Annotated in this window: 18 protein-coding genes and 1 pseudogene; 4 read left to right on the top strand and 15 right to left on the bottom strand. The window is 54.1% G+C overall.

Going from position 1 to position 22,966, the window contains the following annotated elements; translation table 11 throughout:
- Nucleotides 1-12: 12 nt before the first annotated feature.
- From BS640_RS16495 to BS640_RS16475, 5 genes are all read right to left on the bottom strand, one after another.
- Complete coding sequence (locus BS640_RS16495) at nt 13-987, bottom strand: Csu type fimbrial protein (protein ID WP_026110562.1); 975 nt, start codon at nt 985-987, stop codon at nt 13-15.
- A 27-nt stretch (nt 988-1,014) separates the two neighbouring features.
- Nucleotides 1,015-3,387: a fimbria/pilus outer membrane usher protein gene (locus BS640_RS16490; RefSeq protein ID WP_017492169.1), complete on the bottom strand. Its 2,373-nt coding sequence runs from the start codon at nt 3,385-3,387 to the stop codon at nt 1,015-1,017.
- Nucleotides 3,359-4,081: a fimbrial biogenesis chaperone gene (locus BS640_RS16485; protein ID WP_017492170.1), complete on the bottom strand. Its 723-nt coding sequence runs from the start codon at nt 4,079-4,081 to the stop codon at nt 3,359-3,361. The genes BS640_RS16490 and BS640_RS16485 overlap by 29 nt, the downstream gene beginning before the upstream one ends.
- Before the next feature lie 28 nt (nt 4,082-4,109).
- The gene (locus BS640_RS16480) at nt 4,110-4,640 is read right to left on the bottom strand and encodes a Csu type fimbrial protein (RefSeq protein ID WP_017492171.1); all 531 of its coding nucleotides are present in this window, start codon (nt 4,638-4,640) and stop codon (nt 4,110-4,112) included.
- A 406-nt stretch (nt 4,641-5,046) separates the two neighbouring features.
- Entirely contained in the window at nt 5,047-5,901 is an 855-nt protein-coding gene (locus BS640_RS16475; protein ID WP_084912943.1) for a LysR family transcriptional regulator, read from the bottom strand.
- Between the two features lie 113 nt (nt 5,902-6,014).
- Between BS640_RS16475 and BS640_RS16470 the strand changes: the two genes are divergently transcribed.
- Nucleotides 6,015-7,013: a nitrilase family protein gene (locus BS640_RS16470; protein ID WP_084912942.1), complete on the top strand. Its 999-nt coding sequence runs from the start codon at nt 6,015-6,017 to the stop codon at nt 7,011-7,013.
- Nucleotides 7,014-7,021: 8 nt separating this feature from the next.
- Here the strand turns inward: BS640_RS16470 and BS640_RS16465 are convergent, their stop codons facing one another.
- A complete protein-coding gene (locus tag BS640_RS16465; RefSeq protein WP_017492174.1) occupies nt 7,022-7,960 on the bottom strand; it encodes a 2-hydroxyacid dehydrogenase in 939 nt (312 codons plus the stop codon).
- A gap of 309 nt (nt 7,961-8,269) precedes the next feature.
- Between BS640_RS16465 and BS640_RS16460 the strand changes: the two genes are divergently transcribed.
- Together BS640_RS16460 and BS640_RS16455 are read left to right on the top strand one after the other, a co-directional pair.
- Complete coding sequence (locus BS640_RS16460) at nt 8,270-8,602, top strand: YebG family protein (protein ID WP_084912941.1); 333 nt, start codon at nt 8,270-8,272, stop codon at nt 8,600-8,602.
- Between the two features lie 262 nt (nt 8,603-8,864).
- Nucleotides 8,865-10,484 (top strand): ABC transporter substrate-binding protein, encoded by a 1,620-nt coding sequence (locus BS640_RS16455; RefSeq protein WP_084912940.1) that lies wholly within the window; start codon nt 8,865-8,867, stop codon nt 10,482-10,484.
- Nucleotides 10,485-10,569: 85 nt separating this feature from the next.
- On the opposite strand, the gene BS640_RS16450 is transcribed toward BS640_RS16455, so the two are convergent.
- Nucleotides 10,570-11,763, bottom strand: coding sequence for an aminotransferase class I/II-fold pyridoxal phosphate-dependent enzyme (locus tag BS640_RS16450; protein WP_026110563.1), 1,194 nt, complete (start codon nt 11,761-11,763; stop codon nt 10,570-10,572).
- 618 nt (nt 11,764-12,381) lie between these two features.
- Nucleotides 12,382-12,846 (bottom strand): annotated as a pseudogene (locus BS640_RS22390) (iron-containing alcohol dehydrogenase); the annotation flags it as partial.
- 419 nt (nt 12,847-13,265) lie between these two features.
- Between BS640_RS22390 and BS640_RS16445 the strand changes: the two are divergent.
- Complete coding sequence (locus BS640_RS16445; RefSeq protein WP_017492178.1) at nt 13,266-14,348, top strand: Ldh family oxidoreductase; 1,083 nt, start codon at nt 13,266-13,268, stop codon at nt 14,346-14,348.
- Nucleotides 14,349-14,358: 10 nt separating this feature from the next.
- Here the strand turns inward: BS640_RS16445 and BS640_RS16440 are convergent, their stop codons facing one another.
- From BS640_RS16440 to hemA, 7 genes are read right to left on the bottom strand one after another with little or no spacing between them, the layout of a single operon-like run.
- Nucleotides 14,359-15,567, bottom strand: a complete 1,209-nt coding sequence (locus BS640_RS16440) for an MFS transporter (protein WP_017492179.1) — start codon at nt 15,565-15,567, stop codon at nt 14,359-14,361.
- Nucleotides 15,560-16,765: a pyridoxal-phosphate-dependent aminotransferase family protein gene (locus BS640_RS16435; protein WP_084912939.1), complete on the bottom strand. Its 1,206-nt coding sequence runs from the start codon at nt 16,763-16,765 to the stop codon at nt 15,560-15,562. The genes BS640_RS16440 and BS640_RS16435 overlap by 8 nt, the downstream gene beginning before the upstream one ends.
- Nucleotides 16,762-18,621, bottom strand: coding sequence for a phenylacetate--CoA ligase family protein (locus BS640_RS16430; protein WP_084912938.1), 1,860 nt, complete (start codon nt 18,619-18,621; stop codon nt 16,762-16,764). Before BS640_RS16430 ends, BS640_RS16435 begins: the two co-directional genes overlap by 4 nt.
- A gap of 48 nt (nt 18,622-18,669) precedes the next feature.
- Nucleotides 18,670-19,833 (bottom strand): ATP-grasp domain-containing protein, encoded by a 1,164-nt coding sequence (locus tag BS640_RS16425; RefSeq protein WP_084912937.1) that lies wholly within the window; start codon nt 19,831-19,833, stop codon nt 18,670-18,672.
- Complete coding sequence (locus BS640_RS16420; protein WP_017494387.1) at nt 19,830-20,795, bottom strand: 3-oxoacyl-ACP synthase III family protein; 966 nt, start codon at nt 20,793-20,795, stop codon at nt 19,830-19,832. The genes BS640_RS16425 and BS640_RS16420 overlap by 4 nt, the downstream gene beginning before the upstream one ends.
- Entirely contained in the window at nt 20,795-21,628 is an 834-nt protein-coding gene (locus tag BS640_RS16415) for a TauD/TfdA dioxygenase family protein (RefSeq protein ID WP_017494386.1), read from the bottom strand. Before BS640_RS16415 ends, BS640_RS16420 begins: the two co-directional genes overlap by 1 nt.
- A gap of 10 nt (nt 21,629-21,638) precedes the next feature.
- Entirely contained in the window at nt 21,639-22,844 is a 1,206-nt protein-coding gene (gene hemA / locus BS640_RS16410; RefSeq protein ID WP_017494385.1) for a 5-aminolevulinate synthase, read from the bottom strand.
- Nucleotides 22,845-22,966: the final 122 nt, after the last annotated feature.

Genomic DNA, 22,966 nt, shown 5'->3' with positions numbered 1-22,966 from the left:
TCATTATGACGTCTAATAGGTCACATTAACCGTCACCGTATCCGCATAGTTACCGGGCGTATAGTTGGCGCTGGGAACGGTGGCATAGACAGTATAGCTGGTTGCTGAACCGTTTCCTGTGCCCGCGACCTGGTTGGTTGAGGCGCTTCCCCACACCGTACCATTAGGCCCCGCCGTTGAACTGAGTTGATAAGGGACCTGGTCGCCGTTGCTCGGGCTGGTGACCATCACCCCACTCCCCGTGGTGCTGCTGTTTGATGGCACCAGTCCTACGGTATACGCCGTGCCGTTGCTACAGGCGACGCTTAACGTGTTGCTTGAGGTGGTATTGGTTGCCGTACTATTGACCGACCCCATACTGATGTTGCCATTAGGGGTAACCGTACACTGCTTGGCAACCGTCGCCAGGACGTTGAAGGCAAAGGTAGTTGCCACCGTCGTTCCACAACTTCCCGGTGGCACCAGAAGCCCGGTATTGCTGGTGACAATCGCAGTAGCGGAGGAATAGATATCCTGAAAACTGCCGGGGATGGCGGAAATTTGCGGCAGAGGCAACACCGCAGCCACGGTCAGACTGCCGGTTGAGGGAACGCCGACGACCAGCGAAGAGAGGTTGACCATCGCAGGCGTGGTGCCCGCCACAAATTGGCTCCCCCACACCGTGCCGCTCGACGTCCCCTGATAGAGCTGGTAACTCAGGGTATTGGAGGACGTGAGGGTATTCGCCATGGTGCGCGTCGTGACCTGCCCGCTGTTGGACGAGGCACCAATGTTAAAGCACAGAGTGACGGCGGTCAGCAGGCCGTCCAGAACCCCTCGAGTACAGCTGTAGCCAAAAGTCATGCTGGTGCTGCTACTGGAGGTCGAGAGCGGATTAACCGTGCCAAAATTGATGGACTGTACGTTGGTTACCGAACAGGCAAGCGCATAACTCATTGTTGGGCAAAGCCCCAATCCTGCCAGCAGCAACAGATTTCTACACCGCATCCTAATCACTCCTTGACCTCGCTGGCTTTACTTACAGGCCAGCGGGCCAATCTGTGGAATACCCTCGGTTTTCGCCGGATAATCGAATTGAACGGAACAGGTACCGGAATTGGTGGTCACCTGCAGCGTATTATGTTGTTTCAGCGTATCAAAATAGGCCATACCGTCGAAGCCCACCGGCACGGTCTGACTTTGGTCACCGTTGAGTCGAACCTGACTGCCTTCAGGGATAACCTTGCCGCGCGCGTCGGTCAGCACCACCTGGGCGGCACGAACCGACTCAATGGTAAAGTTCACCAGCGTTCCCGAACGGTCACCCGGCGTCGCGTTGGCCTCAATGCGAGTGATACGTGTGTTGGCCGGTAGACTCATCGGGTCGATACTCAACAGGTTCTTTTGATAGCTGTTCAGCGGCGTCACCAGCAGCAGTCCGCTGTTATTGGTGGTGCCAACCGGATTGTTTTGCAGTTTCACCGGGACATCAGGCACGCCGTCGGTGGAGACCACCGCAAACCCATTGGTGATTTCCCGTGCAGCAAACAGTCCGCCGCCCATCATCACCAAGGAACCACTGGCCCCAGCATAACCATAATGGTTATCCGGCATGTTGTTGAATCCGGTGTAGACATTACCGTAACGCCCCAGATAACCCACCTCACCCTGCCCGCTCTGCTGAGAATCCTGCTGGTCGGCGGCCACGTTCCAGCCCCAGCCTCCCTCAGACGGCTGCGACTGACTGGCGTTAACCTGATAGCCGGTCTGATTGTTGGTACGCTGCACGGTGGTGCTGGCGGTGATGCGATTATCCAGCGTTACGGAGACCATCAGATAGACGCTGCGGTCGCTCTTGTCATCCATATTTTGGCTATAACCGGCGCTGAGATAGACATTTTCTGCCACCGATTTGAACCAGTTGGCATTGGCGTAGCGAATGGCGCTTTCCTGCGGATAGCGAAACTGCAGGTAGCTTAGGCTGACGTTACCCAGGTAACCCGTGTCGTAACCCACCACGACGTTGCTGTTAAGTGCGGGAGGCGCAGTGCCATAATGCGTCGCCACGTCGTGATAATTGCCGGTGGTCGCCGTTGTACTGGCCCCAAAGCTGAAACGGGTTCCCGCCCAGCGGTAGCCCACGCTGTAAAGGGAACCGCTCTGCCCCCGATCGGTGCTGAAGGCCAGCGAGGTGGAAATTGTGCCGCTCTGCGAACCGGGGATCCAGTCGCTGCTCACGCCGCCGTTGGCCAGCCCGTCTGTCGCCTCGGAGTGTATTCCGGTGGTCAGGGTGTTGCTCACGCCGTAGCGCCAGGTGCCGCTCGCCGCCGGCGTGCTGCCATAGTCGTTGGACGCATAACCGTAGTTTTTACGCACCACGCCCACTTCCGCCGACCAGTCCTTGAGTCCTTCACGCAGCAGCTGCTGGTCGTTATAGAAAGAAAAATTCTGTGTCGTCGTTCTGCCCAGCGCGTCCGTCATCACCACCTGTGCGTTACCGGCGCCGCTGATATTCGGCATCGTATTGATGGCAAAATTACCCGACGGCACCTGTCCGTTATAGTACTTCATGCCATTAACAAACAGTTCGACGCTGGAGGGCAAGGTCGCCGAACCGAGGAACGTCGGCAGCGGTGCGGTGCGCAGATAGGGTTGCAGGCTGTAGTCGGTGCCAATCTGAATACCAGCAATGCGCGTGGGGCGAGACCAGGAGAGCGAACTGGTTAGGGTATCCCCGACGGTGACAGCCAGTAGTTTGTCGGGGAATGACGATCGCCAGCTGGTATCCAGTCGGCTAAACTCGTTGCCCTGAGAACCGCTGTTAGTCTGCTCGGAATAGCGGGTAAGCTGAGTCGAACTGAATACGCCCTCGGAGTTAAAGGCACGAAATTCAGTAAAACTGTTGGCCGTGGTGCCGTTTTGCTGCGCGGCATAAAGATCGTAGTTGAGCAGCATGCCGCGCGATTTGGCTGCCGCAGGACTTTGCATATTAAGCCCGTTGAGCTCGGTGGTCGCGGAATCCAGCTGGCTCAACGGCACGGTCATATTCAGCGTCTGTTGCTGAACGTCGTAATCTATCTTGAGTTGGTCAATATTATTTAGGCTAACGGCGTCGGTTGCCTCTTTAGGCAGCCGAAATCCCAGCTGCCGCAGGGTATTTGCGCTGGCGTATAATTTCCCATTGGCATCGCCAAAATGGGCTAACCCCAAATGATTGCCATTTAGGGTTACATCAAGATACAGGTCAATACCAGGAATACGCGCTGTGTCATTAATAATACCGTCAGGCTGACCGCCGGGAGTATTGACCTCCGCGATGGCCCCTGACGAGATTAATATTCCATGCAGTAAAAAAACCTTCACCAGATGGCGCGGGTTATTACAAATCCTGTAGCGTTTTTTCGCCATTTATTGACACTTCAATTTTGCTACCGCGATTAAGATACTCGTTAGAGACGGGTAGTATCCAGCGCATGGTCATTCCAGGAAGAACGTAACCTAATAATCCAGGGGTGATGACTTTGCGCGCACCATTAGGGCTTATATAGGTAATCGCGGATAGCTGAGCATGGCTATTTCCCTGATTATTAACTTCCAAAAAATCACTATTGCCGATATGTCTCAGCGTCCATTGCAATTTTACCGAAGTAGGAGGATTGCTTGCCGGTTGAATAAAAACGGGTAACGAATAATGCAGTACAAATTCCAATTTATTTTTTTGCAGCGTGGCAGGAGGAAGTTCATCAATAGCCAGCCGATAGGCGTCTTCGACATTATTTGGCGGTGCGCCCACGCGAATAATACGGATCAACTGTCGAGCGCCGGGTGCCAGTGTCAGCATAGGCGGACTCACTACCAGTCCCTGAGAAGAGGACAAGGTATCGGCAAAGTTACTTTGGCTCCAGTGATAGACACGTACCTGCGCGTTAACAATATTATCTCCCTGATTGCTTAACCACAGGCCGCCGGCATTCTGGTTGCCTGTCAGTGTTAAACTTACCGGGGAAACCTGCAGGCCGCTGGCCGCAGCCTCGGTTCCCCAAACCGCCGTCCCTAGCAGGCATGCAAAAACAAACTGCCGCACAAGCAATTTCAACGTCATCTCCTTTCCTGGATTGAACCTTTTTGAATCAGTAATTCACGTTGACAGTGACGGTATCGGCGTAGCTGTCAGGGGCAAAGTTAGTGCTGGTTGCTGTCGCGTAGACGGTATAAGTTTGTGCAGCCCCGGTCCCTGTTCCGGCCACGCCATTACCGACATTCGTCGAGGTCGCTGTGTTACCCCAGACGGCACCCGTTGCGGAGGTCTGGTTCAACTGATAGGGCACTTTGTCGGTGTTGGTTGTTGAGTTAGCAACCGAGGACATAGAGCCAGAGCCGGTGGTTGTTCCGCCATTGGTACTGGAAGGTGCCAGACCGATGTAATAAGGCGTGGTTCTTGAGCAGTCCACAGAGATAGTGCTGTTGCCTGCGGCAGCCGTTGCCCCCGCATTGACTGAGCCAAGGTTAATGTTTGAGGATGCCCCTGCCGTTACGGAACAGGATTTGAGGATGGTAATCAGTACCTGAAATGTCCCGGTTGCGGTCGCTGCGTTTGCAGAGGGGATCATGGCCAGAGCCAAACAGGACAAAAGAATGCGTGGTGCCATTTTTAATTTCATATCTAACCCTCATGATGGAAAGCAATTTTTTTATGATATGGAGCGAATGAACACATTAGTAAAGATAATGTAAAATTATGTGTAATGCTAGATTGAATTTGCCTTAAGAGAAGGGGGAGATTGAAGTGACTCTCTGCTATTGGGATCGCAAGCACACTTTGAAAAAACAGGGCTGTTGCTACAATCTCCTCCCCTGTTCCAAAAATGGGACGCCACGCCTACTCTCACAAGGGTTAGCGATTAAAACTGTCGTATACCTTATCAATTAAGTCAGGCTTTATATTTTTTTGAGTCATCGCTTAAATAAGCGCAAATCAGCAGGACAAGCTCGCGCCGCACCGCCGACGCATTTAATTCTCCCCTTCTCGAGGCGTCGTGTATCACTTCCTCTATGGCATTGTCGGGTTTACTGCAAAAATATTGTCGCAATAAAATTGTCGCGAATACGGTCCTCCGCCTGTCCGTCCCAGGCGATACCCACCTGCCAAGCGCTGGTTTCACTGCTAATCGGCACCATCGTAAATCCCGTCGGCGCAATATGGGCAACGCTTTGCGGCAGCAGCGCAACGCCAATGCCTGCAACCACCAGCGCGACGATAGTCTGGATGTCCTCTACCTGTTGGCTTGAAGACGGATGAAGCCGATTGGCCTGCAAAAACAGGTCAGTTTGCAGGTTCAGTCCACGGCCTCGTTCGGTGTAAAGCCTGAGTAACGGCAGTTTTGCCAGCCACTGTTCCACGTTTAATGCGCTTTCTTCCGGCACGGCGAGCACCAGCCTATCCTCGAACAGCGCGCGATACTCCAGCGGTGCTTTCGGCGGAACGCGAACAAAACCAACCTGCAGCACGCCGCTTTGCAGCATTTCTTCCTGCTGCGAAGACGGCAGATCCTCCAGCGAAACGTTTACCCCAGGGTAATGACGCTGAAAATGCGCAATGCACTGCGGCGCAAAGGTAAAGCTCGAGAGCCCAAACCCTACTGCCATCATGCCCTCTTCACCCTTCGCGACACCCTCGGCACGCTGCAAAAATAACCCCGCCTGTTTGAGCACCTTCTCAGCCTCGGGCAGCAGCCGTTTCCCGCCCGCAGTCAGTGAGGTGCCCTGCCTTCCGCGTGAGAAAAGAGCCACATTAATCGTCGACTCGAGCAGATTGATCTGTTTGGTCAACGCCGGTTGCGAGACCGCCAGCGTCTGCGCTGCGTCGGCGTAATTCCCCTTCTCTGCCAGAGTCACAAAGGCTTTGAGCAACCGCAGATTCATTTTTGCATTCCAATAAGTTATCAGGAGACGAAAAGCTTTCATTATAAAGTTATCAGCCGCCCTGCTCTACTAGCGGTGTAAATAATCCCTCTCACTGCCTTAGGAGAACAGAAATGCGCGAATCAAAGTCTTTAAAAGCTGCCGTGGTACAGTTTCAGCATCAGGCGGGCAATAAAAAATACAACTTATTGATGATGGAGAAATTTATCGAACAGGCGGCGGTTCAGGGCGTGAAAATCCTGACCTTCCCCGAGATGTGCATCACGGGATACTGGCACGTGCCCAAACTGACGTCGGCGCAGGTCCACGCGCTGGCTGAACCTCTCGACACCGGCACCTCGGTGGCATTAATTCGCTCTCTGGCAATCAGGCATCAAATGCTGATTGGTGCCGGGCTGATTGAGCGCGCGGATGACGGGCGCCTTTATAATACCTACGTCGCCTGCCTGCCGGACGGTACTTTGCACGCCCACCGCAAGCTGCATGCTTTTGAGCACCCGGCCATCAGCAGCGGCGACAGCTTCACGGTTTTTGATACCCCATGGGGCGTGAAGGTGGGAATACTGATCTGCTGGGATAATAACCTGGTCGAAAACGTACGCGCGACGGCGCTGTTGGGAGCAGATATCCTGTTAGCGCCTCATCAGACCGGTGGAACCCACTCGCGCAGCCCTCACGGTATGAAGCCTATTGCGGTCGCGCTGTGGGAGCAGCGAGAAAGCCGAAAAGAGGAGATTACCGCCGCCTTTAGAGGCGCGAACGGTCGGGAATGGCTGCTGCGCTGGTTACCGGCCCGTGCCCACGACAACGGACTGTTTATTTTATTCAGCAACGGCGTGGGGGCTGACGATGACGAAGTGCGTACCGGCAATGCGATGATTTTAGATCCTTACGGCCGCATTATTGACGAAACCTGCGCGGCAGCCGACGCGATGGTCTGCGCCAGCCTCGACCTGTCGTTAATGGCCATGAGCACCGGACGCCGCTGGATCCACGGCCGTCGTCCAGAGCTTTACCACATTTTGACCGAGCGACAAGGCTATGAGCGCGATGCCATTACCGCCCGGTTCTCCGAGGAAGTGCCGGAGCGGGGAGACAAGCCTGGCGAATAATCGCCTTTTTAGACCGGTGAAAGCACGCCGCTGCCGGTGAAATGCCCCTCAAGATTGGCGAGGAACAGACTCAGCTGCGCCTGCGTCGCCTCAGGTGACCAACCGGCGAGGTGCGGCGTAATCAACAGATTGTCGAGGTCCAGTAATGCCTCGGGGCGCTGGGGTTCGGTCTCATAGACGTCGATTCCCGCCCCCGCAATCACCCCGTCGCGCAGTGCCGCGGCGAGGAGAGACGTCTCGACCAAACTGCCGCGCCCGATATTAATCAGATAACCCTCTGGCCCGAGTTTTTCCAGCACCGCAGCATCAATGCTGTGTTTGGTTTCGGCACCGCCCGGGGCAGCGCAAACCAGAATGTCGCACCATGCAGCGAGGTCGAGCAGGTTATCAAAATAGCGATAGGCCGAGTCTGCCTTGGCGCGCCGATTGTGATAGCCAATCGCCATATCAAACCCCTGCGCGCGTCTGGCGATTTTCTCGCCGATGGTGCCCAATCCGTAAATTCCCATGCGTTTACCCGACACGTTGGTCGGCTGAGGAATGGAGGTCCGCCAGACGCCGTCACGGCAGAGTTTGTCGAGTCTGCGGAAATTACGCACGGTGGCAATGACCAGCCCCATCGCGTGGTCGGCCGCACAGTTATCATTCGTGCCACGCCCGTTGACGACCACGATGCCGCGCGCTCGGGCGGCCTCAATATCAATGCCTTCGTACCCCGCGCCCATGCAGCAAATAATCTCCAGCTTCGGCATGGCCTCCATCTCTTCACGCGTCAGGCCAAGCAGCCCAATGGTAAGCACGGCCCTAAATTCAGCGCCCTTCTCCCGAATAGCGGTAGCGCGCGATTCGTCGGTCTGCGCAAAGGTGGCGTCGCAGGCCTGCGCCACCCTCGCCTGATGTTCTTCAGTAAGGGTATTTAAAACCAGCAACGCAATCTGTGGGGTCATTAAATTCATTCCTTCGAGTCGCGCGGGCAAGGGCGCGAGATAGAGTGATTGTTATCGCAATAAACAATAATGTCTTTGTAATCAGAATGGAAACACCTGCCCTAAAAAGGCATAAAAAAGCCGGGCATCCGTTGAATGGCCGGTGAATCAGGCCAACATAATGCCAGAATGACGTTATTCCTTCTAACAACAACTCCCCGGCGAACCGTCGGCGAATTCCTTGCTCGCCTCACAAAAATTGCCATCAGAGGCTGCACTTTTCACGCGCCTCTGATACACTGTACATAATTACAGTATAAGGAGTAAGCCATGGCTGTTGAAACAAAATTTGTTGTCGTTAGAAAAGGTGAAGAAAAAATGACTTTTGCCAGTAAAAAAGAAGCCGATGCCTATGACAAAATGCTCGACATGGCCGAAGCGTTCTCAGACTGGTTATTGCAGAGTAACCTTGAGCTAGACGAAACGCAGGCAGAAAGCATGGGGTTGTTCTTTGCCGAGCAGAAAGAGGCGGTTCAGCATATTCTGCGCACCAGCAAGGTTCCTGATGCTGATGCCAACGCCGAATCAGACAAAGCAGAAATCCAGCCTGATGCTGAAAATGCCGTTAGCGAGAAGAAAATCCGTGCGGTAAAAGCCGCCTGATTGCTATCATCGTTGAAAATGAATACCCCCTTCCCTGGCGCTAAAGTATTTCCGGCGTCAGGGAATAAAACCTCTATTCCTCACCCTCAATAACGTAAACCTAAGCTTTTTATTTTCATTCCTAAGCAATTATTGTGATTTTACTCATAAAACCCGCTCATCAATAATAATCCGTCTCTTTGAATAAGCCGTAATTACCATGATTAGCTCTTCTTATTTATCACCCTCGGGAATAATTGCCTGATCTTTTGATGAGAACTTTATGAAATATTCAATAAGTGCAATTTCTTTACTCGTTATTTCCGCCCTCCATCCTCTTTATGCCGCCGATAATTCCCCGCAAACACCGCAACAGGGCGGAGATTTTATCTGGGGCATTGAAACCAACCCCACGACGCTGAATCCACAGTTTAACGGGCAGACCAAAGTGGAATTAGTTCAGCGAGCGGCGTTTGAATCGCTGTTGGCGCGTAAAGCCGACGGCAGCTATATTCCATGGCTGGCAACCGGCTATGAAATTAGTAAAGACCATAAAACCTATACCTTCCATTTACGCCAGGACGTGAAATTTTCGAACGGCGAGAAATTTAATGCCGCAGCGGTTGCCGAGAACTTTAAAAATCTTCAGAACCTGACCTATTGCGCCGGCTCAACAATGTGCGTGATAGGCTCGCGCATTGCCAATATTGCAACGCCGGACGATTATACCGTGGTGGTCACCCTCAAGGCGGTCTATAGCCCGTTCCTGTCTTATATTAGCTGGTTGAAACTTATTTCTCCGTCCTCGTGGAAGGCGGCAGATTTGAAGTCGGGCGGTACCGATATCGCGGGAACCGGGCCTTTTATCCTCAAGCGCTGGGACAAGAATCAGCAGATTGTCTTCGTACGTAACCCGGACTATCACTGGTCCTCCGGCAATGCTGCGCATCAGGGACCGGCTTACCTCAACAGCATCACCTACCGCATTCTGCCAGAGTCGTCGGTGCGTACCGGTGCACTGCTCTCCGGTCAGGTGGATGCCATCGAGGGTATCTCCGGTAACGACGCCGGAGAGTTCATTGACAACCCAGACTATAGCTATCAAAGTGCGCCGAATACCGGCACGCCTTACTCGCTGTTTTTGAACGTCAAAGATGGCCCAACGCAGGAGCTGAACGTGCGTCAGGCGCTGCTGCAAGGGCTTGACGTTGCAGGTATTCTGACGTCTATTTATCGCGGCCACCGCATTCACAGCTGGGGGATTACTTCGCCCATCGACCCGCTTTATGACAAAAGCATTGAAGGCAAATACGGCAACAATCCGCAGTTGGCGAACAAACTGCTCGATGAAGCAGGCTGGACGACCAAGGGCTCAGACGGCATTCGTACCAAAAACGGCGCACGTCTGAGCATTCTGGTTGTCCAGTCTCAGGTGACGGTGCGTGACCAGCGCGACGTGCTGCTGGAGGCGCTACAGGCGCAGGCCCGCCAGCGTCTAGGGATTGAGCTAAAGATCCGCTACGTCGATCCCGGCACCTACTTCCAGTACATCAAAAACGGTAACTACGGCTCCATCGCCAATTCCCACGACGATACCGACGGTCTGGACATCGAAAACCATTACCTGCCGATCAACGCCGGAGGAGCGATTAACTACAGCCGCACCGACGATCCCAAAGTCTCGGCATGGCTCAATGAAGCGGCACAAACGCTAGACGAGGCTAAACGTAAAGCCATTTACAGTCAGTTGCAGAACTATGCCCTCCTGCAACAGGCGCTGGTGATTCCACTCTATGCTCCGGACGACGAGATTGCCGCCGCGTCCTATGTACACGGCATTGGGTTCCGTACCTTCAGACAGATCCCTGAAAACGCCTACGACGTCTGGGTGAGCAAGCATTAACAAAAATGAGTGAGGCATCGCTGCCTCACTCATTAATCGGGGTTAACAATACACGCCGCACAGGAAGTGCGGCGCTTTTACGCGTTTATTTCAGCCGCTCAATGGCTGCCGTGATGCGCCGCCCTGCCTCTTCCACGGTGGCATTGTCGGTAGCAATCGACAGGCGGAAATAAGGCGATAATCCGTACGTGCTGCCGCCGACGCCTGAGACACCGTTCTCAAGAATATACTCGACCACGTCCGCCTCGCTGGCTAAAACTTTGCCGTCTGGACGTTGGCGACCGAGCAGCCCTTCACACTGGCAGAATACAAAGAACGCCCCCTGCGGCGACAGCAGCTTCAGGCCCTCAATTTTCGACAACGCGTCAACCAGCACGTCGCGACGGTACTGGTAGGCGGCGACCTGAGGCTTAAGGAAGTCAAGGCCGCTGTCAAAGGCCGCCACCGCCGCGGCCTGACTCACCGAGCTGGCGCCCGACGTCGTTTGCAGTTGCACCAGCGCCAACGCCTGCGCCAGCGCTTTCGGACCCGCAGCGTAGCCGATGCGCCAGCCGGTCATGGCATAGGTTTTAGAGACACCGCCGACTAATAGCGCACGCTCGCGCAGGTCAGGGGCAACGTTAAGCAGGCCGAGATGCTCGCGCTCGTCAAACAGCACGTGCTCATAGAGTTCGTCGAGCAATACCCAGACCTGCGGATGGCGGCGAATAACCTCCGCTAGCGCCGTCAGTTCGGTCCGATCATAGACCGCCCCACTCGGATTACTGGGGTTATTAAAAACAAGCCAACGCGTTTGCGGCGTTATCGCCTGTTCAAGCTGTGCGGGCGTCAGCTTGTATTCCTGCTCAACCGGGCAGGATAGCAATACCGGTGTCCCGCCGTTAAAACGCACGCTATCCGGGAAGCTGGGCCAGAACGGTACGGGAATTAATACCTCATCTCCCTTATTCAGCGTAGCGGCGAAAGTGTTAAAGATAATCTGCTTGGCCCCGTTGGCGATAACAATCTGGTCGATGTCGTACGCCAGATGGTTTTCGCGTTGAAGTTTGCGCTGCACCGCCTGACGCAAAGGCTTGATGCCTGACACCGCCGTGTATTTGGTTTCACCACGCTCGATGGCGGCATAGGCCGCCTGCTTGACGTGATTCGGGGTGTCGAAATCGGGTTCGCCCGTGGTCATATCCAAAATATCGACCCCCGCCTCCTTCAGGCTATCGGTAAGCTGTTTGGCCTTGGCAATCCCCGAAACCGTCACCCGTTGGATGCGTTCGGACAGGATAAGCGCGCTGGGAGCCGTATTTTCGGTTGCCTGCAACGCCTTCAACAGCGTGGCGGGCGATAAGACAAACGGCAACCGTGCAGCAACCTGAGCCGGGAATTCGACCTGTTCGGCAATCACACGCAGAGTCTCGGCACGATTACCGTGCAGCTCGGGAAGTTGCAGCGGGGCATCGAATTGCTTTAAAAGCGCGACCAGTTTTGCGTCGGCTTTTTCACTGCCGCTTTCAAGATATGACTGAACCAGCAGACCAAAGCCCACCTTTTCGCCATGCAGCCAGTCGTGCACCTCGGGCTGATGGGTCAGACGGTTATGAATGGCGTGCGCCACGCCCGGCGACGAGAATTCATCCCGCATGCTGTTGGCCATGCCCGCGGCGGCGATGTTGGCATCGATAACTTTAATCAACGCCGGCGTCACGCGGTGGTGCAGGTTGTCTTCTACCGCCTGCCGACCAAACTCGTCAAACACCTCGGCCGCATAGCGCGCCGCCTGCACCTTGAAGTTGAGCGCCAGGCTTTCTGCGCTTTTCTGCTGATACGGGCGGAACTCGTACCATTTAGCCAATGAGTCAACGATACCGGCCTTGAGATAACGAACGTCACTTTTAGCGATCACTTCGGTATCGACAAAAACGCGCTCCGGCATTCGGTGCAACGGCAGGCCGCCCACCTGCCCACCGGCTTCGTTGTACAACACGGTCACGGGTGACCAGGCTGCGCAGGTCGCGGCAATCGTCGGGAACGTGATGATGGCAACGTTGTCGAGCCGATTGCCTACCGCCTTCGCGGTGTCCAGCACTCTGCCTCCGCCAATGCCTAATACAACTCCGGCCCCCTGCGCTTTTACTTTGCCAGCATGTTCGGCAATCGCCGCTTCGGTACATTCACCTTTAAGAAATTCAACCTGATAGGCAATATTGTGCGACTGAAGGCTGTTTTCAAGCTCAGGATTAACCGACTTCCATGCCGTCTGGCTGGTAATAATCGCAATGTTCTTAGCCAGTGAAGAAATATATTCACCAACGTGGGCGCGTAAACCGGGTTGATGGAGATAAGTAAGGGGGGATTTAATAGCAAACACGTTGATAACCTATTCGATTAATTCGATATCACCCGGTGGAGAATGATTCAAATGATTAATAATTCTGTACCATTAATGATACAGCGTCAGTTTCAATAGCCGTGAGCCAGGATAATGGAGCTAATTCTCATGCTACGATAAAAAAACAGATAAGCAATGATTTCGTGCCCTATCGCTTTTCTAAAATTCACAAATAGATAGCCATTTTTTTAGTTTGGGAAATACGTGCAGTGCCTACTAATGTCTAGGGGGGGTAAAGCCCAGCCCCTTGGTTGTTCACCGGCCACAGAAAAAATAAATAAACAATAACAAAAAATACGGCCCTGTATATTTCACTTAATTAAACACTAAAGAAAAAATAGAAAATAATTTCTTTCATTTATTATCACAAAAATTATATTCACACTGGAGAAATAACAATGCGTCAATTACCCACTTTTCAAGCTGAGGTTCTTAGAAAGCAGACTGAAATTATTCTGACCGGTTGGGGAATGCCCGATGATATTGCCGCTCAGACGGCTGAGCTTATCATTGAAACCGACCTATTAGGCATCGACTCACACGGTATTTCGATGCTGCCGCACTATCATCGTCTTCTTCAGGCGGGCAAGTGGCGACCAGCCGCACGAGCCAAAATTATCAACGAAACGCCGGCAACGGCGGTCATTGACGGCGGCCACTCTCTGGGCCACGCCACGTCGCTGCTGGCGATAAAAACGGCAGTAGAGAAAGCAAAAACCCTCGGCCTCGCCTCCGTGGTGGTACGTCACTCCAACCATTTTGGCGCAGCCGGTCTTTACGCCCGCTACGCCGCCTCACAGGGTTTGATAGGCCTGGTCACCAGCACCACCCGCGGTGCGATTTTGGTGCCGACCGGCGCAGCCTCAGCGGTGCTGGGCACCAATCCGATTGCTTTTTCGGCCCCGGCCGGAAAAAACGCCGATTTCGTGCTGGACATGGCCACCACCACTGTCGCGGCCAACAAGGTCAAGGTTTATGATTTCTATAGCAAACCTTTGCCGTCAGGCTGGGTTATTGATGAAAACGGTCAGCCGGTCACCGACAGCGCGCTGGCGGTAAATAACATCTTTCAGACCCCCAAAGGCGGCTTGACGCCGGTCGGTGGTGCAGAGGAAACCGGGGGTCACAAGGGGTATGGTTTAGCGATGCTGGCGCAGATACTCGCGGGTCCATTGGCCGGTGCAGCGTTTGGTGCCACCAACGACAAAGAAGGCATGCCGAACGTTGGCCATTTCTTCCTGGTGCTAGACCCCAAAGCCTTCCGCACGGAGAACGGTTTTAAGCAGGACCTCGACGAGATTATCGATACCCTGCACGCCACCTCGCCAAGCGATGTGCAACGCCCGGTGTTAGTGGCGGGCGATCCGGAGAATCGGCAGCACCGTGAACGCAGCAAAAACGGCGTTCCTCTGCCCACGGCGCTGCTCGGTCAGCTACAGCAGATATGCCTGCATGACAACTTTGAATTTATTTTAGGCTAAAAGCCTGAGGCTATGACTCATCCACCACGGCAACGGCCCGCTTTTGCCGGATGCCTATCAGATAAAGGGCACAGCCAAGCACCGCAAACACCATCAGGAAATAGAATATTGCCGCAGGTCGGGCGAGATGGCTATCCAGTAAATATCCAAACAGGATAGCGTTCGCCCCACCGCCCAGCATCGAGATATTTTGGACGCCAAAGTAGGCCCCTTTCATATCTTCCCGCGCGATGGCGTCGATAAACAGAAACTCGGACGGTACGATAATCACCTCTCCGAGTGAAAATAGCACGGTGGCAATAATCCAGAAAATGGTCAGCTCCGAGACCTGATAGAACAACAATCCACTGACTAATAACCCGCTGCCAATCATCACGCTAAACACCATATTTTTATGGGTTATCCTTTTGCCTATCACGTATTGCAGCAGAATAACGGTTGCGGCGTTAATACTCACGATAAGCGTAATCAGCCTCAGCGCCTCCGACTCACTGACCACATAACCCAGATACTGCGAAAGGTAGGTGGCAAAACGTGCATAAACCAGCGCACTAAACAATCCACCGAGGGTAAAAAGTTGCAGACGATTGTCGCTGGCTAAGACCTTAAAGGTCTGCCTGAGACCGGTTTTTTGCCCGCTTTGTGGACGCGTTATCCGTAGATGGGCGCGATAACGGCGATAAACGGCCAGCAGAATCAGCAAAGAAACTACGCTGAGCGCCCCCGAAAGCCACATCGGAGCGCGTATAGCGAAGTGACTGAGGGTGATACCCAGTATCGGCGCGCTGCAAAAAGCGATATTAATCAGCGTATAACTTATCGAGTAGGCCGCCCCCCGCTGCCCCGACGGCAATAATCCCGTCAACAGCGACTTCACCGACAGATGCATGGTGGTAAACGCCACCTCGATGATCACCAGCAGCAAGAACACCTGCGCAAACTGACGAGACGCCGGAAGCACGCTATACACCAGCACAGAAACCACGATGGCCAGCAGCAGTGAACGCAGTGGGGTAAAGCGGTCAATCAGAATCCCGCAATAGACCCCTACCAGCGTGGCGGTCACCAGACTTCCGCCCAGCGCATAGCCGGTCAGTAATGGATTAAAACCCAGGGTATGTGAAAGATAAATGGGGAAAAATGTAAACGTCAGCGCCCTGCTAAAATGCAGAATAAAATCCAGAATAAACAACGGCCATAAAAAAGAATTCCTAATCATATTGCAACAACTCCCTGTGGCCATACTGCGCCGATACGGTCTTTAAGGCGCCGACCAGGTCGACGGGATGCCCTAATGCATCAAGTGATTCACCCAGCGCAGTGACCAAACGAAGTACGTTTGCCGTCCGACACTGCTCGCCCATTTGACCGATGCGTAACAGCGGTGAACCGAATGAGGCTGAAATCTCGACCTGATGCTGTGACAACAGGTGATCAATCAACGCCACAGAGGATAACCAGACCGGCAGCTGAAATCCAACGACGGCGTCCAGCCGCGTTGGCAGCGGTGCCGCCAGCGTTAAACCAAATTGCAGAAGAACCTTCTGTACGCCTTGCGAACTCTGGCGATGACGCTGAATGCGCAGCGGCAATGTTTCTTCGTTCAGCAGGCGCAGCGCTTCGTGCAGGGCGAAAATACCATTGACCGGTGCGGTGTAATGATAACGGTGGTGATGCCAAAACTCCTTCGCCAGCAGGGCGTCATAGCACCACTGCGTTGGCGTAAAGGTGCGTTGAACGACGCGCTCCCACGCCTCGTTCGAGAAGGCAATCAACGACACGCCGGGAATGGACGACAGGCCCTTTTGCCCACCGCAAAACACCACGTCCAACTGCCAGTTGTCCATCAATACCTCGGTGGTTCCCAGCGTACAAACCGTATCGACCACCACCAGCGCCCGCTGTTTTTTACACAGCGCGGCAATCTCTGGCAAATCAGGGTTCAGCGTGGTTGACGACGTTTCGCCGTGGACCAGCGTAACCACGTCAAAAACCTGTTGCTCCAGCAACGCACGAAGCCGGTCCAGCGGAAAGGCCTCCCTGCCGTCGAATTCGAACAGCACCACCTTGGCCTGATGACGTCGCGCCATTTCGCACATCCTTAAGCCAAAATGCCCTGAGCTGATGGCCAAAACGCGCGAGCGGCGATGAACCAGATTACCGATGGCCATCTCTGCCGCCGCCGAACCCGGCCCTGACAGACCAAAAACCCAGGGGGTGGTGGTCTGAAACGCATAGCGTGCCATCGCCTTCAGTTGTTCAACCACCTCATTCATTCTCTGGCCCAGGTGGCTGGCAATGTGGGTATTCGCCTGCTTCACCGACGGTGGCTGAGGCACAGGCCCGGCCCCCATCAACAGTGTTTCCTGAGGAAAAAAGCTATTTCCCAGCGCCGGGAATGTATTGGCAGGGATCATGCGACCTCCCCGGAAGGTGAAAAACGCAGGTCCTCAACCAGCCGAATTTTGCCACTGACCGGATGACGAGCCAGTTTTTGCACCTGAACGACCCTGACGCGGAAATCCAGCAGCTCGATGGCCACGCCGTCACCCGGTCGCAGCGACGGCAGCGCCGCCTGCAATTTTTGCTCCAGCGCCTGCGCATCCACCGGATGTGCAGCCTCAACGCTGACCTGCAGCGTTTCCTGATGCCCCCGATGGCTAATGGTCAGCTGAATTTGCCCTATTCCTTCCTCCGACAGCACATCGGCAACTTGTTGATAGTAAAGTGCCTTACGGCCATTGAGAACAATCAGACCGTCGCCGCGCCCGAGAAACTCGAGCACGCGCTCACCGTTCACTTGTCGGTGAATGCGCCCAACGTCACCGATTTTGTAGCGAATTAGAGGATATTCAAACTTCTGCCAATTGGTCAGCAGAATATGCCCGCGCGCTCCCTCCGCGACCGGCTGCCCGTGGTCATCGACGATTTCAACATAGTTATAATCATCGACCAGATAATGATCGACGCCCTGTAAAGCCCCTGACTGATAGCCAATCTGCGCCCCGTCATTGGCCGCCAGAATGCTGTGAAACGTCTTGATCCCCAGCGTCTCGGTCAGCCACTGTTTGCGGTGCTCAGGCCATAGCGCCCCACCGTAAATCACCTTTTCGATGCTGAACTGAGGATTGATCTCTTTTGCCTGCGTGAGCAAGGTGTCGAGCAGGCTGGGAATGCCGATAACCGTATTGATGCCAAAGGTTTTTTGCAGGTTAACCAACTCTTGCGGGGTAATGTTTTGGCCCACGGTATACGACTCGACCGGCATCAGCGCCAGCTCCTGCGACGAGGTCAACATTCCACCGTACATGTGCCCGCCGTAAAGCGTGTTCACCACCCTGTCGCCCGCCGCCAGCCCGACGTCATACAGCGTCTGTACCGCCTCATGAATCATGCTTTGCCAGTCATCGCGCGAGTAGGGAATATAACGGGTCTTGCCGCCGCTGGACCCCGACACCAGCACTTCGCCGGACGGAAGTGCGTCCGACGCCATCCCCCGGCCATAAGGCGGCGACTCTTTCTCCAGGGCTTCTTTGGTTAACACCGGCAGCTGGTGCAGTTGGTCGAGGGTTTGCGGCTGCGGCGTCTGCTGGTAATGCGGGAGACGTCGAGTTTTGTAAAGCAGGAAACGCAGACGACTGTCGAGTCGCTGGCGACGTTCATCAACACTCAGCTGGCTGCGAGCCTCACTCAGTGAGACCCCCGCGTGGTGCACTTTAACAATCAGCGCTGCGCTCCACGCGTCGAGTAAATCTATCGACAGCGCATAGGCCGTTCGGCCTGCTGGAGTGACCTGATAGCGGCCCCCGACGTTTTGCAACGCCGCCTGCGCCGGGATAACAATCACCGTCGCCGGGTCTTTTGCCACCGCCTCCAGCCGAATGTTAAAGGGGGTAAACACCTTCAGGCGCGATGCCCTTGCCGTTAGCTGCTGCCAAAAGTGGGTAAACGGGCTGACCACAGTGACCTGATTGCCGGTGAGCCAGGCCAGTAGCACGCCGCGCACCTCGCCTTCCAGGCTCGCGCTCCTTAAAGTCACCGCCCCCAGCGGCAACAGCTCGGTAACTTCATTGTTGGCGGGATAGTAGATCCAAGGAAGCGCATGCAGATTGCCCAACCTTATCTGCACCGCCTGCTCTAACGCTGTCGCATCCAGCAGCGCGTTAATCTGCTGCGCCTGTTGCGGCGTGAGCGTCTCTGCCCATTGCGTATTGTGCTGCAAATCGTCAAAGAGTGCCGCCAGGGTAATAATTCGATCGCTGATAAATTGCATAGTGTCGCTCCACCAAAGTGATTGGATGAGTGAATGTTCAGGGCTAATTCAGTGCGCAGAAATTTCCGTTAAACATCGCTGGAGGAAGAGTTGCAGTCGCTGTGGAGAGTCCGCACGAGCAATCAGTGACAGCGGGAGGAGATCTTCGTTGTAGGTAAGCGTTCCCGTCTGCCCGCCTCCGCGCTGAAAGCTGACCAGATGCGGGCTGCACAAAAGGCTTTCCGGTATGCTGAGCGTTTTGGCGTCCTGCGCCTGGTGAGCGGGATACAGCACGAAGCCAAAATACTGCGTTGAGTCAGGCTGATGACGCGGCGCGGGAAGCGCGAGATAGTCGCTTATCTCCACCGAGGGAAGATGCACGCCGGTTCTGAATTGATGCGTCTCAACGATACGCGCCCCGCCCAGCCGGTTGGCGGCCTCAAGAAAGATACACGCCCTGCCGTCGTAAAATGCCTCGATGTGGAAACAGCCACGGCGGATCTCCAGTGCGCCAATCACCTGGTCGATAAACGTTCGGAAAATGTCGTTGAGCGCCACCTGAAACGAGCCGACCGGTACTCCGGCAAGGTACTTCAGCGGAGAGTTGATATAGCGGCTGGCCAACAGGTGCTTGACCTCTCCGGCAACCACAACGCCGTCAAAGTGATAAAGCGGTGCCTCGATAAACTCTTCAAGCTCATAGTTGGCCCAGCCGGTTGTTGACTCAAGGTGCGCAACGGCCTGCGAAAAGCTGTCATGGAGGACGATACCCTGGCTGGAGGCCCCGTCGCGCGGCTTGCTGATGGTTTTTCCCGTCCAGCCGCCGCCTGCGACCTGTTCGGGCGTTTCGATGAAGCGGGGATAACGCAGCGTTCCCTGCTCGGCTATCCGCTGTTTCATTTTGACCTTGTCGCGAACCCGCTCGATTTGCTGATAGGACGGCCCCGGGATCCCCAGTTCAGCGCGAATCTGGCATGCCTCGAGAATGCCGTATTCCGACAGGGCCAACAGCGACGCATAGCCGTCGCTTGGGCTGACCCGCGCCAAAACCGCCGACACCAGAGCGTTTTCTGAACCGGGCGGCAGCACGATTTTTTGCAGGTGCAACGCCTCAGGCAAATCATTCAGATGTTGCTGTAGGCCAATGTAGGTAACCTGATGCTGTTGGTGATCGATAACCAGGTCATAGCGCATCTTCTTAAACGGTGCCTGATGCAAAATCAGTATCTTCATCGCGTTACCTCGAACAGCGAAATTCCCCAACTGAAGCCCATGGCGCTGGTGGCCAGCGCGAGTCTGTCACCCTTGTTCAACTTCCCCGCCGCCAGCAACTGGCGGAGCGCTATCCAGTTATCACCGCCCCCCAGATGACCGTTGGTGTGATAGTTGAAGACACTGCGCTCGGCGGGCAGCCCCAGCCGCGTAAGCAGAGCTTGATGAACGTTAATATCTCCCTGATTAATGAGCAAAAAACGCAGGTCATCGAGACGAGTAGCCGCTTTTGACAGGCTGCTGTCCAGCAGCTTGCTGAGCATATCGACGTACACCTGTAGCAGGCCTTTACGCACACTATTTTTACGCGCCAGTACCCGCCCTTCACGGTATTCCCCCTGATACATATCGCACCAGGAAGGGTCTGTTTGCATATCGCAGGCGGTCAGCGTCAGCAGCGGCTGGTCAACGCCTATCAGCAGGGCCGTCGCACTGTCGCCAAAATTGAACAAGGCGCGTGACGCCGCGTCTGAATGGTCAATCAGACCGCTTAGCCTGTCGCAGATAACCACCAGCGCGACCTTCCCAGGATTGGCGTTGACCCTGTCGCTGGCAATGGCGATTCCCGTCGCCCCCGCGTTGCAAAAGTTGACCACTTCAAAGCAGTGCGCCTGATGGGCACCTAACTGCTCGGCCACCTTGGCGGCGGGTGACCAGAAGGGTTTATCCCATACCCCGGAGCCACAGTAGATAATCCACCCCAGCCGCGAGGCGGGCACTGCGCCCTGCTCCAGAGCTCGACTTGCCGCCTCGGTGGCATACTCCCAGTCGGCCTTATCCGCAGCAAATACCGAGAGCGCGGGGGCGGGAAGGATCTCCTCCAACTCTTTGGCTTCTACGCCTGAGAGCCGTGCAATATCCTGCCGGGACAGGCTGCCCGGCGGGATCACAGTTTCAAACGCGGTGATGCCTGCACGCGTCATTATTTCACCGCCACTCGGTGAACCGTGCGTGACTGGTTGTCTTCGACGTCAGTCACCGCATGGTAGGCCGTCTCGGTCTTCCACAGAAGAAGGTCACCTTGGGTCCATTTATGGCGGTAGCCGTGCGCGGGATCCGTCACTAACTCTTCGACCAGATTGAGAAACTCGTGGTTTTCATTGGCATCGAACCCAATCACGTAGTCCAGATAGTCCTTGGCACCGTACAAATAAGGCAGCTTGGTGTAGGGGTCGATTTTTACCAGCGGATGAGTCACGGGAGGATGAAGCTCGTCGGCCTTTTTCATCAATTCGGTAATCGAATAGCCGGCATGTTCAGGGCGGATTTTAAAGCGTTTTCTGACCGTATGAACCGCGTCACGTCCGGCTATTTTATCCTTCCAGTGTGTGGAAAGCCGGTCGTAAACGTTGCCCGCACTCGAGAATAATGTGTCACCACTCCACTCGGGAATATTAATGCCGTGCAACAGCGTATAGGTGGTCGGATTATCGGTATACGACGAGTCCTGATGCCAGAAATTGCCGACTCGCGGCACGCCGTAAGGTTTACCGTTCACGATTTCATTTGAGGAAATCATAATTTCAGGATGCTCAGGATGACGATACTGGCTCATCACAAACGGGACCGGCTCGCCAATAACCTGCGCCAGCTCAACCTGTTCCGCCGGTGAAATATCCAGTCCTTTGAAAATAAGCAGCTCATTCTCATGCAATGCATGCAATACGCGGTCACGAACCTCAGGAACACGAATATCGCGAATGGAAACATCATGAATTTCGGCGCCAATATGATCGCTAACTTTTTCAATTCTCATCGTGTATTCCTCAGGCAAGGTCGAGTGTATTTTTTAGGGCAGCGGCGAAACGTTCGATCTGTTCAATGGAATGATCGGGCGTCACGGTGACGCGAAAACGCTCCTGTCCGCGCGGTACGGAGGGATAATTAATAGGCTGCACATAAATCTTGAACTGCTTAAGCAGTTGGTCGGAGACGGCTTTAATTCTGGCCAGACCGGGGATAATAATCGGCAAGATATGGCTCTCGGCATCGATAAAATCGATGTTTTGCCGACGTAACGCGCCTTTCAGATGACGCACGTTCTGGAAGAGCCTGTTGCGACGTTCTGGACTGGCGACAACTTGATTAATACTGGTCAACGTCGCGTGCAATAAGGCTGGCGGTAACGAGGTAGTGAAAATAAAGCCCGGTGCCAGACTGCGGATGCAGTCAACCGCATCACGATCGCCGACGATAAAGCCTCCCGAGGTGCCAATCGCCTTGCCAAATCCGCCCTGAATAAAGTCAACGTCGCGGACGTGCAATGCTTCGACCAGGCCTAATCCCCGTTCCCCTAATACGCCGAAGGAGTGGGTTTCATCAATAAAGGTCAACGCGTTGTATTTCTTGGCTAGACGGACTATTTCTTCAACCGGTGCCAGATCGCCATCCATCGAATAAATAGACTCAAACACAATGATTTTAGGACGTTCAAAGGGTTCCAGAGAAAGCCCTATTTCCAGATGCTTCAAGTCGTTGTGTTTGAATATATACTTCTCGACCTTGCTCTTTTTAAGCCCCTCAATAATAGAGCGATGATTTAACTCGTCGGAATAAACTTTAATGTTATCAAACAGCCCAATCAATACGCTCAGACTTTCTGTATTCGCCAGGTAGCCATTATTAAATACCAGCGCACTTTCACGCTGATAAAGATCGGCTAATCTCTTTTCTAACGCCACGTGGGCGGTGGTATTTCCCGAGATGTTTCTTGAGCCACCGGAGCCCGCGCCAAATCGGCTAATTGACGCCTTAAAATCATCGATAACCTGCTGGTTTTGCCCCATTCCCAGATAGTCATTACTGCACCAGACCTCAATCTTTTCATTCTGGAAATCTGCAAGAGGGAAATGGCCTGCGCTACGCGAAAACTCGAGAAAATGACGATAGGCTTCCGTTGATTTCAAATGCTGTAACGTATGAAAAAAAGTATCATTATAAATATCTTTACTCTCTACCTCTATTATCGACATGACTCACCTCTGTTATAAGAAACACCCGTTAATAAAGAACGTCATTTACCCTCGAAGATAACCACTAAGCCAAATTTTCTTAAATAGTTTTAATTGATAAACATTGTTGATTATGACAATAC

Origin of the sequence: Rouxiella badensis (assembly GCF_002093665.1) — a bacterium.
Classification (GTDB): domain Bacteria; phylum Pseudomonadota; class Gammaproteobacteria; order Enterobacterales; family Enterobacteriaceae; genus Rouxiella; species Rouxiella badensis.
The sequence above is the reverse complement of the archived record's forward strand: the minus strand, read 5'-3'. Positions and strand labels throughout refer to the sequence as shown.

Coding starts and splice junctions, on each gene's coding strand:
- BS640_RS16495 (WP_026110562.1), bottom strand. CDS start 987: ATGCGGTGTAGAAATCTGTTGCTGCTGGCAGGATTGGGGCTTTGCCCA.
- BS640_RS16490 (WP_017492169.1), bottom strand. CDS start 3,387: ATGGCGAAAAAACGCTACAGGATTTGTAATAACCCGCGCCATCTGGTG.
- BS640_RS16485 (WP_017492170.1), bottom strand. CDS start 4,081: ATGACGTTGAAATTGCTTGTGCGGCAGTTTGTTTTTGCATGCCTGCTA.
- BS640_RS16480 (WP_017492171.1), bottom strand. CDS start 4,640: ATGAAATTAAAAATGGCACCACGCATTCTTTTGTCCTGTTTGGCTCTG.
- BS640_RS16475 (WP_084912943.1), bottom strand. CDS start 5,901: ATGAATCTGCGGTTGCTCAAAGCCTTTGTGACTCTGGCAGAGAAGGGG.
- BS640_RS16470 (WP_084912942.1), top strand. CDS start 6,015: ATGCGCGAATCAAAGTCTTTAAAAGCTGCCGTGGTACAGTTTCAGCAT.
- BS640_RS16465 (WP_017492174.1), bottom strand. CDS start 7,960: ATGACCCCACAGATTGCGTTGCTGGTTTTAAATACCCTTACTGAAGAA.
- BS640_RS16460 (WP_084912941.1), top strand. CDS start 8,270: ATGGCTGTTGAAACAAAATTTGTTGTCGTTAGAAAAGGTGAAGAAAAA.
- BS640_RS16455 (WP_084912940.1), top strand. CDS start 8,865: ATGAAATATTCAATAAGTGCAATTTCTTTACTCGTTATTTCCGCCCTC.
- BS640_RS16445 (WP_017492178.1), top strand. CDS start 13,266: ATGCGTCAATTACCCACTTTTCAAGCTGAGGTTCTTAGAAAGCAGACT.
- BS640_RS16440 (WP_017492179.1), bottom strand. CDS start 15,567: ATGATTAGGAATTCTTTTTTATGGCCGTTGTTTATTCTGGATTTTATT.
- BS640_RS16435 (WP_084912939.1), bottom strand. CDS start 16,765: ATGATCCCTGCCAATACATTCCCGGCGCTGGGAAATAGCTTTTTTCCT.
- BS640_RS16430 (WP_084912938.1), bottom strand. CDS start 18,621: ATGCAATTTATCAGCGATCGAATTATTACCCTGGCGGCACTCTTTGAC.
- BS640_RS16425 (WP_084912937.1), bottom strand. CDS start 19,833: ATGAAGATACTGATTTTGCATCAGGCACCGTTTAAGAAGATGCGCTAT.
- BS640_RS16420 (WP_017494387.1), bottom strand. CDS start 20,795: ATGACGCGTGCAGGCATCACCGCGTTTGAAACTGTGATCCCGCCGGGC.
- BS640_RS16415 (WP_017494386.1), bottom strand. CDS start 21,628: ATGAGAATTGAAAAAGTTAGCGATCATATTGGCGCCGAAATTCATGAT.
- hemA (WP_017494385.1), bottom strand. CDS start 22,844: ATGTCGATAATAGAGGTAGAGAGTAAAGATATTTATAATGATACTTTT.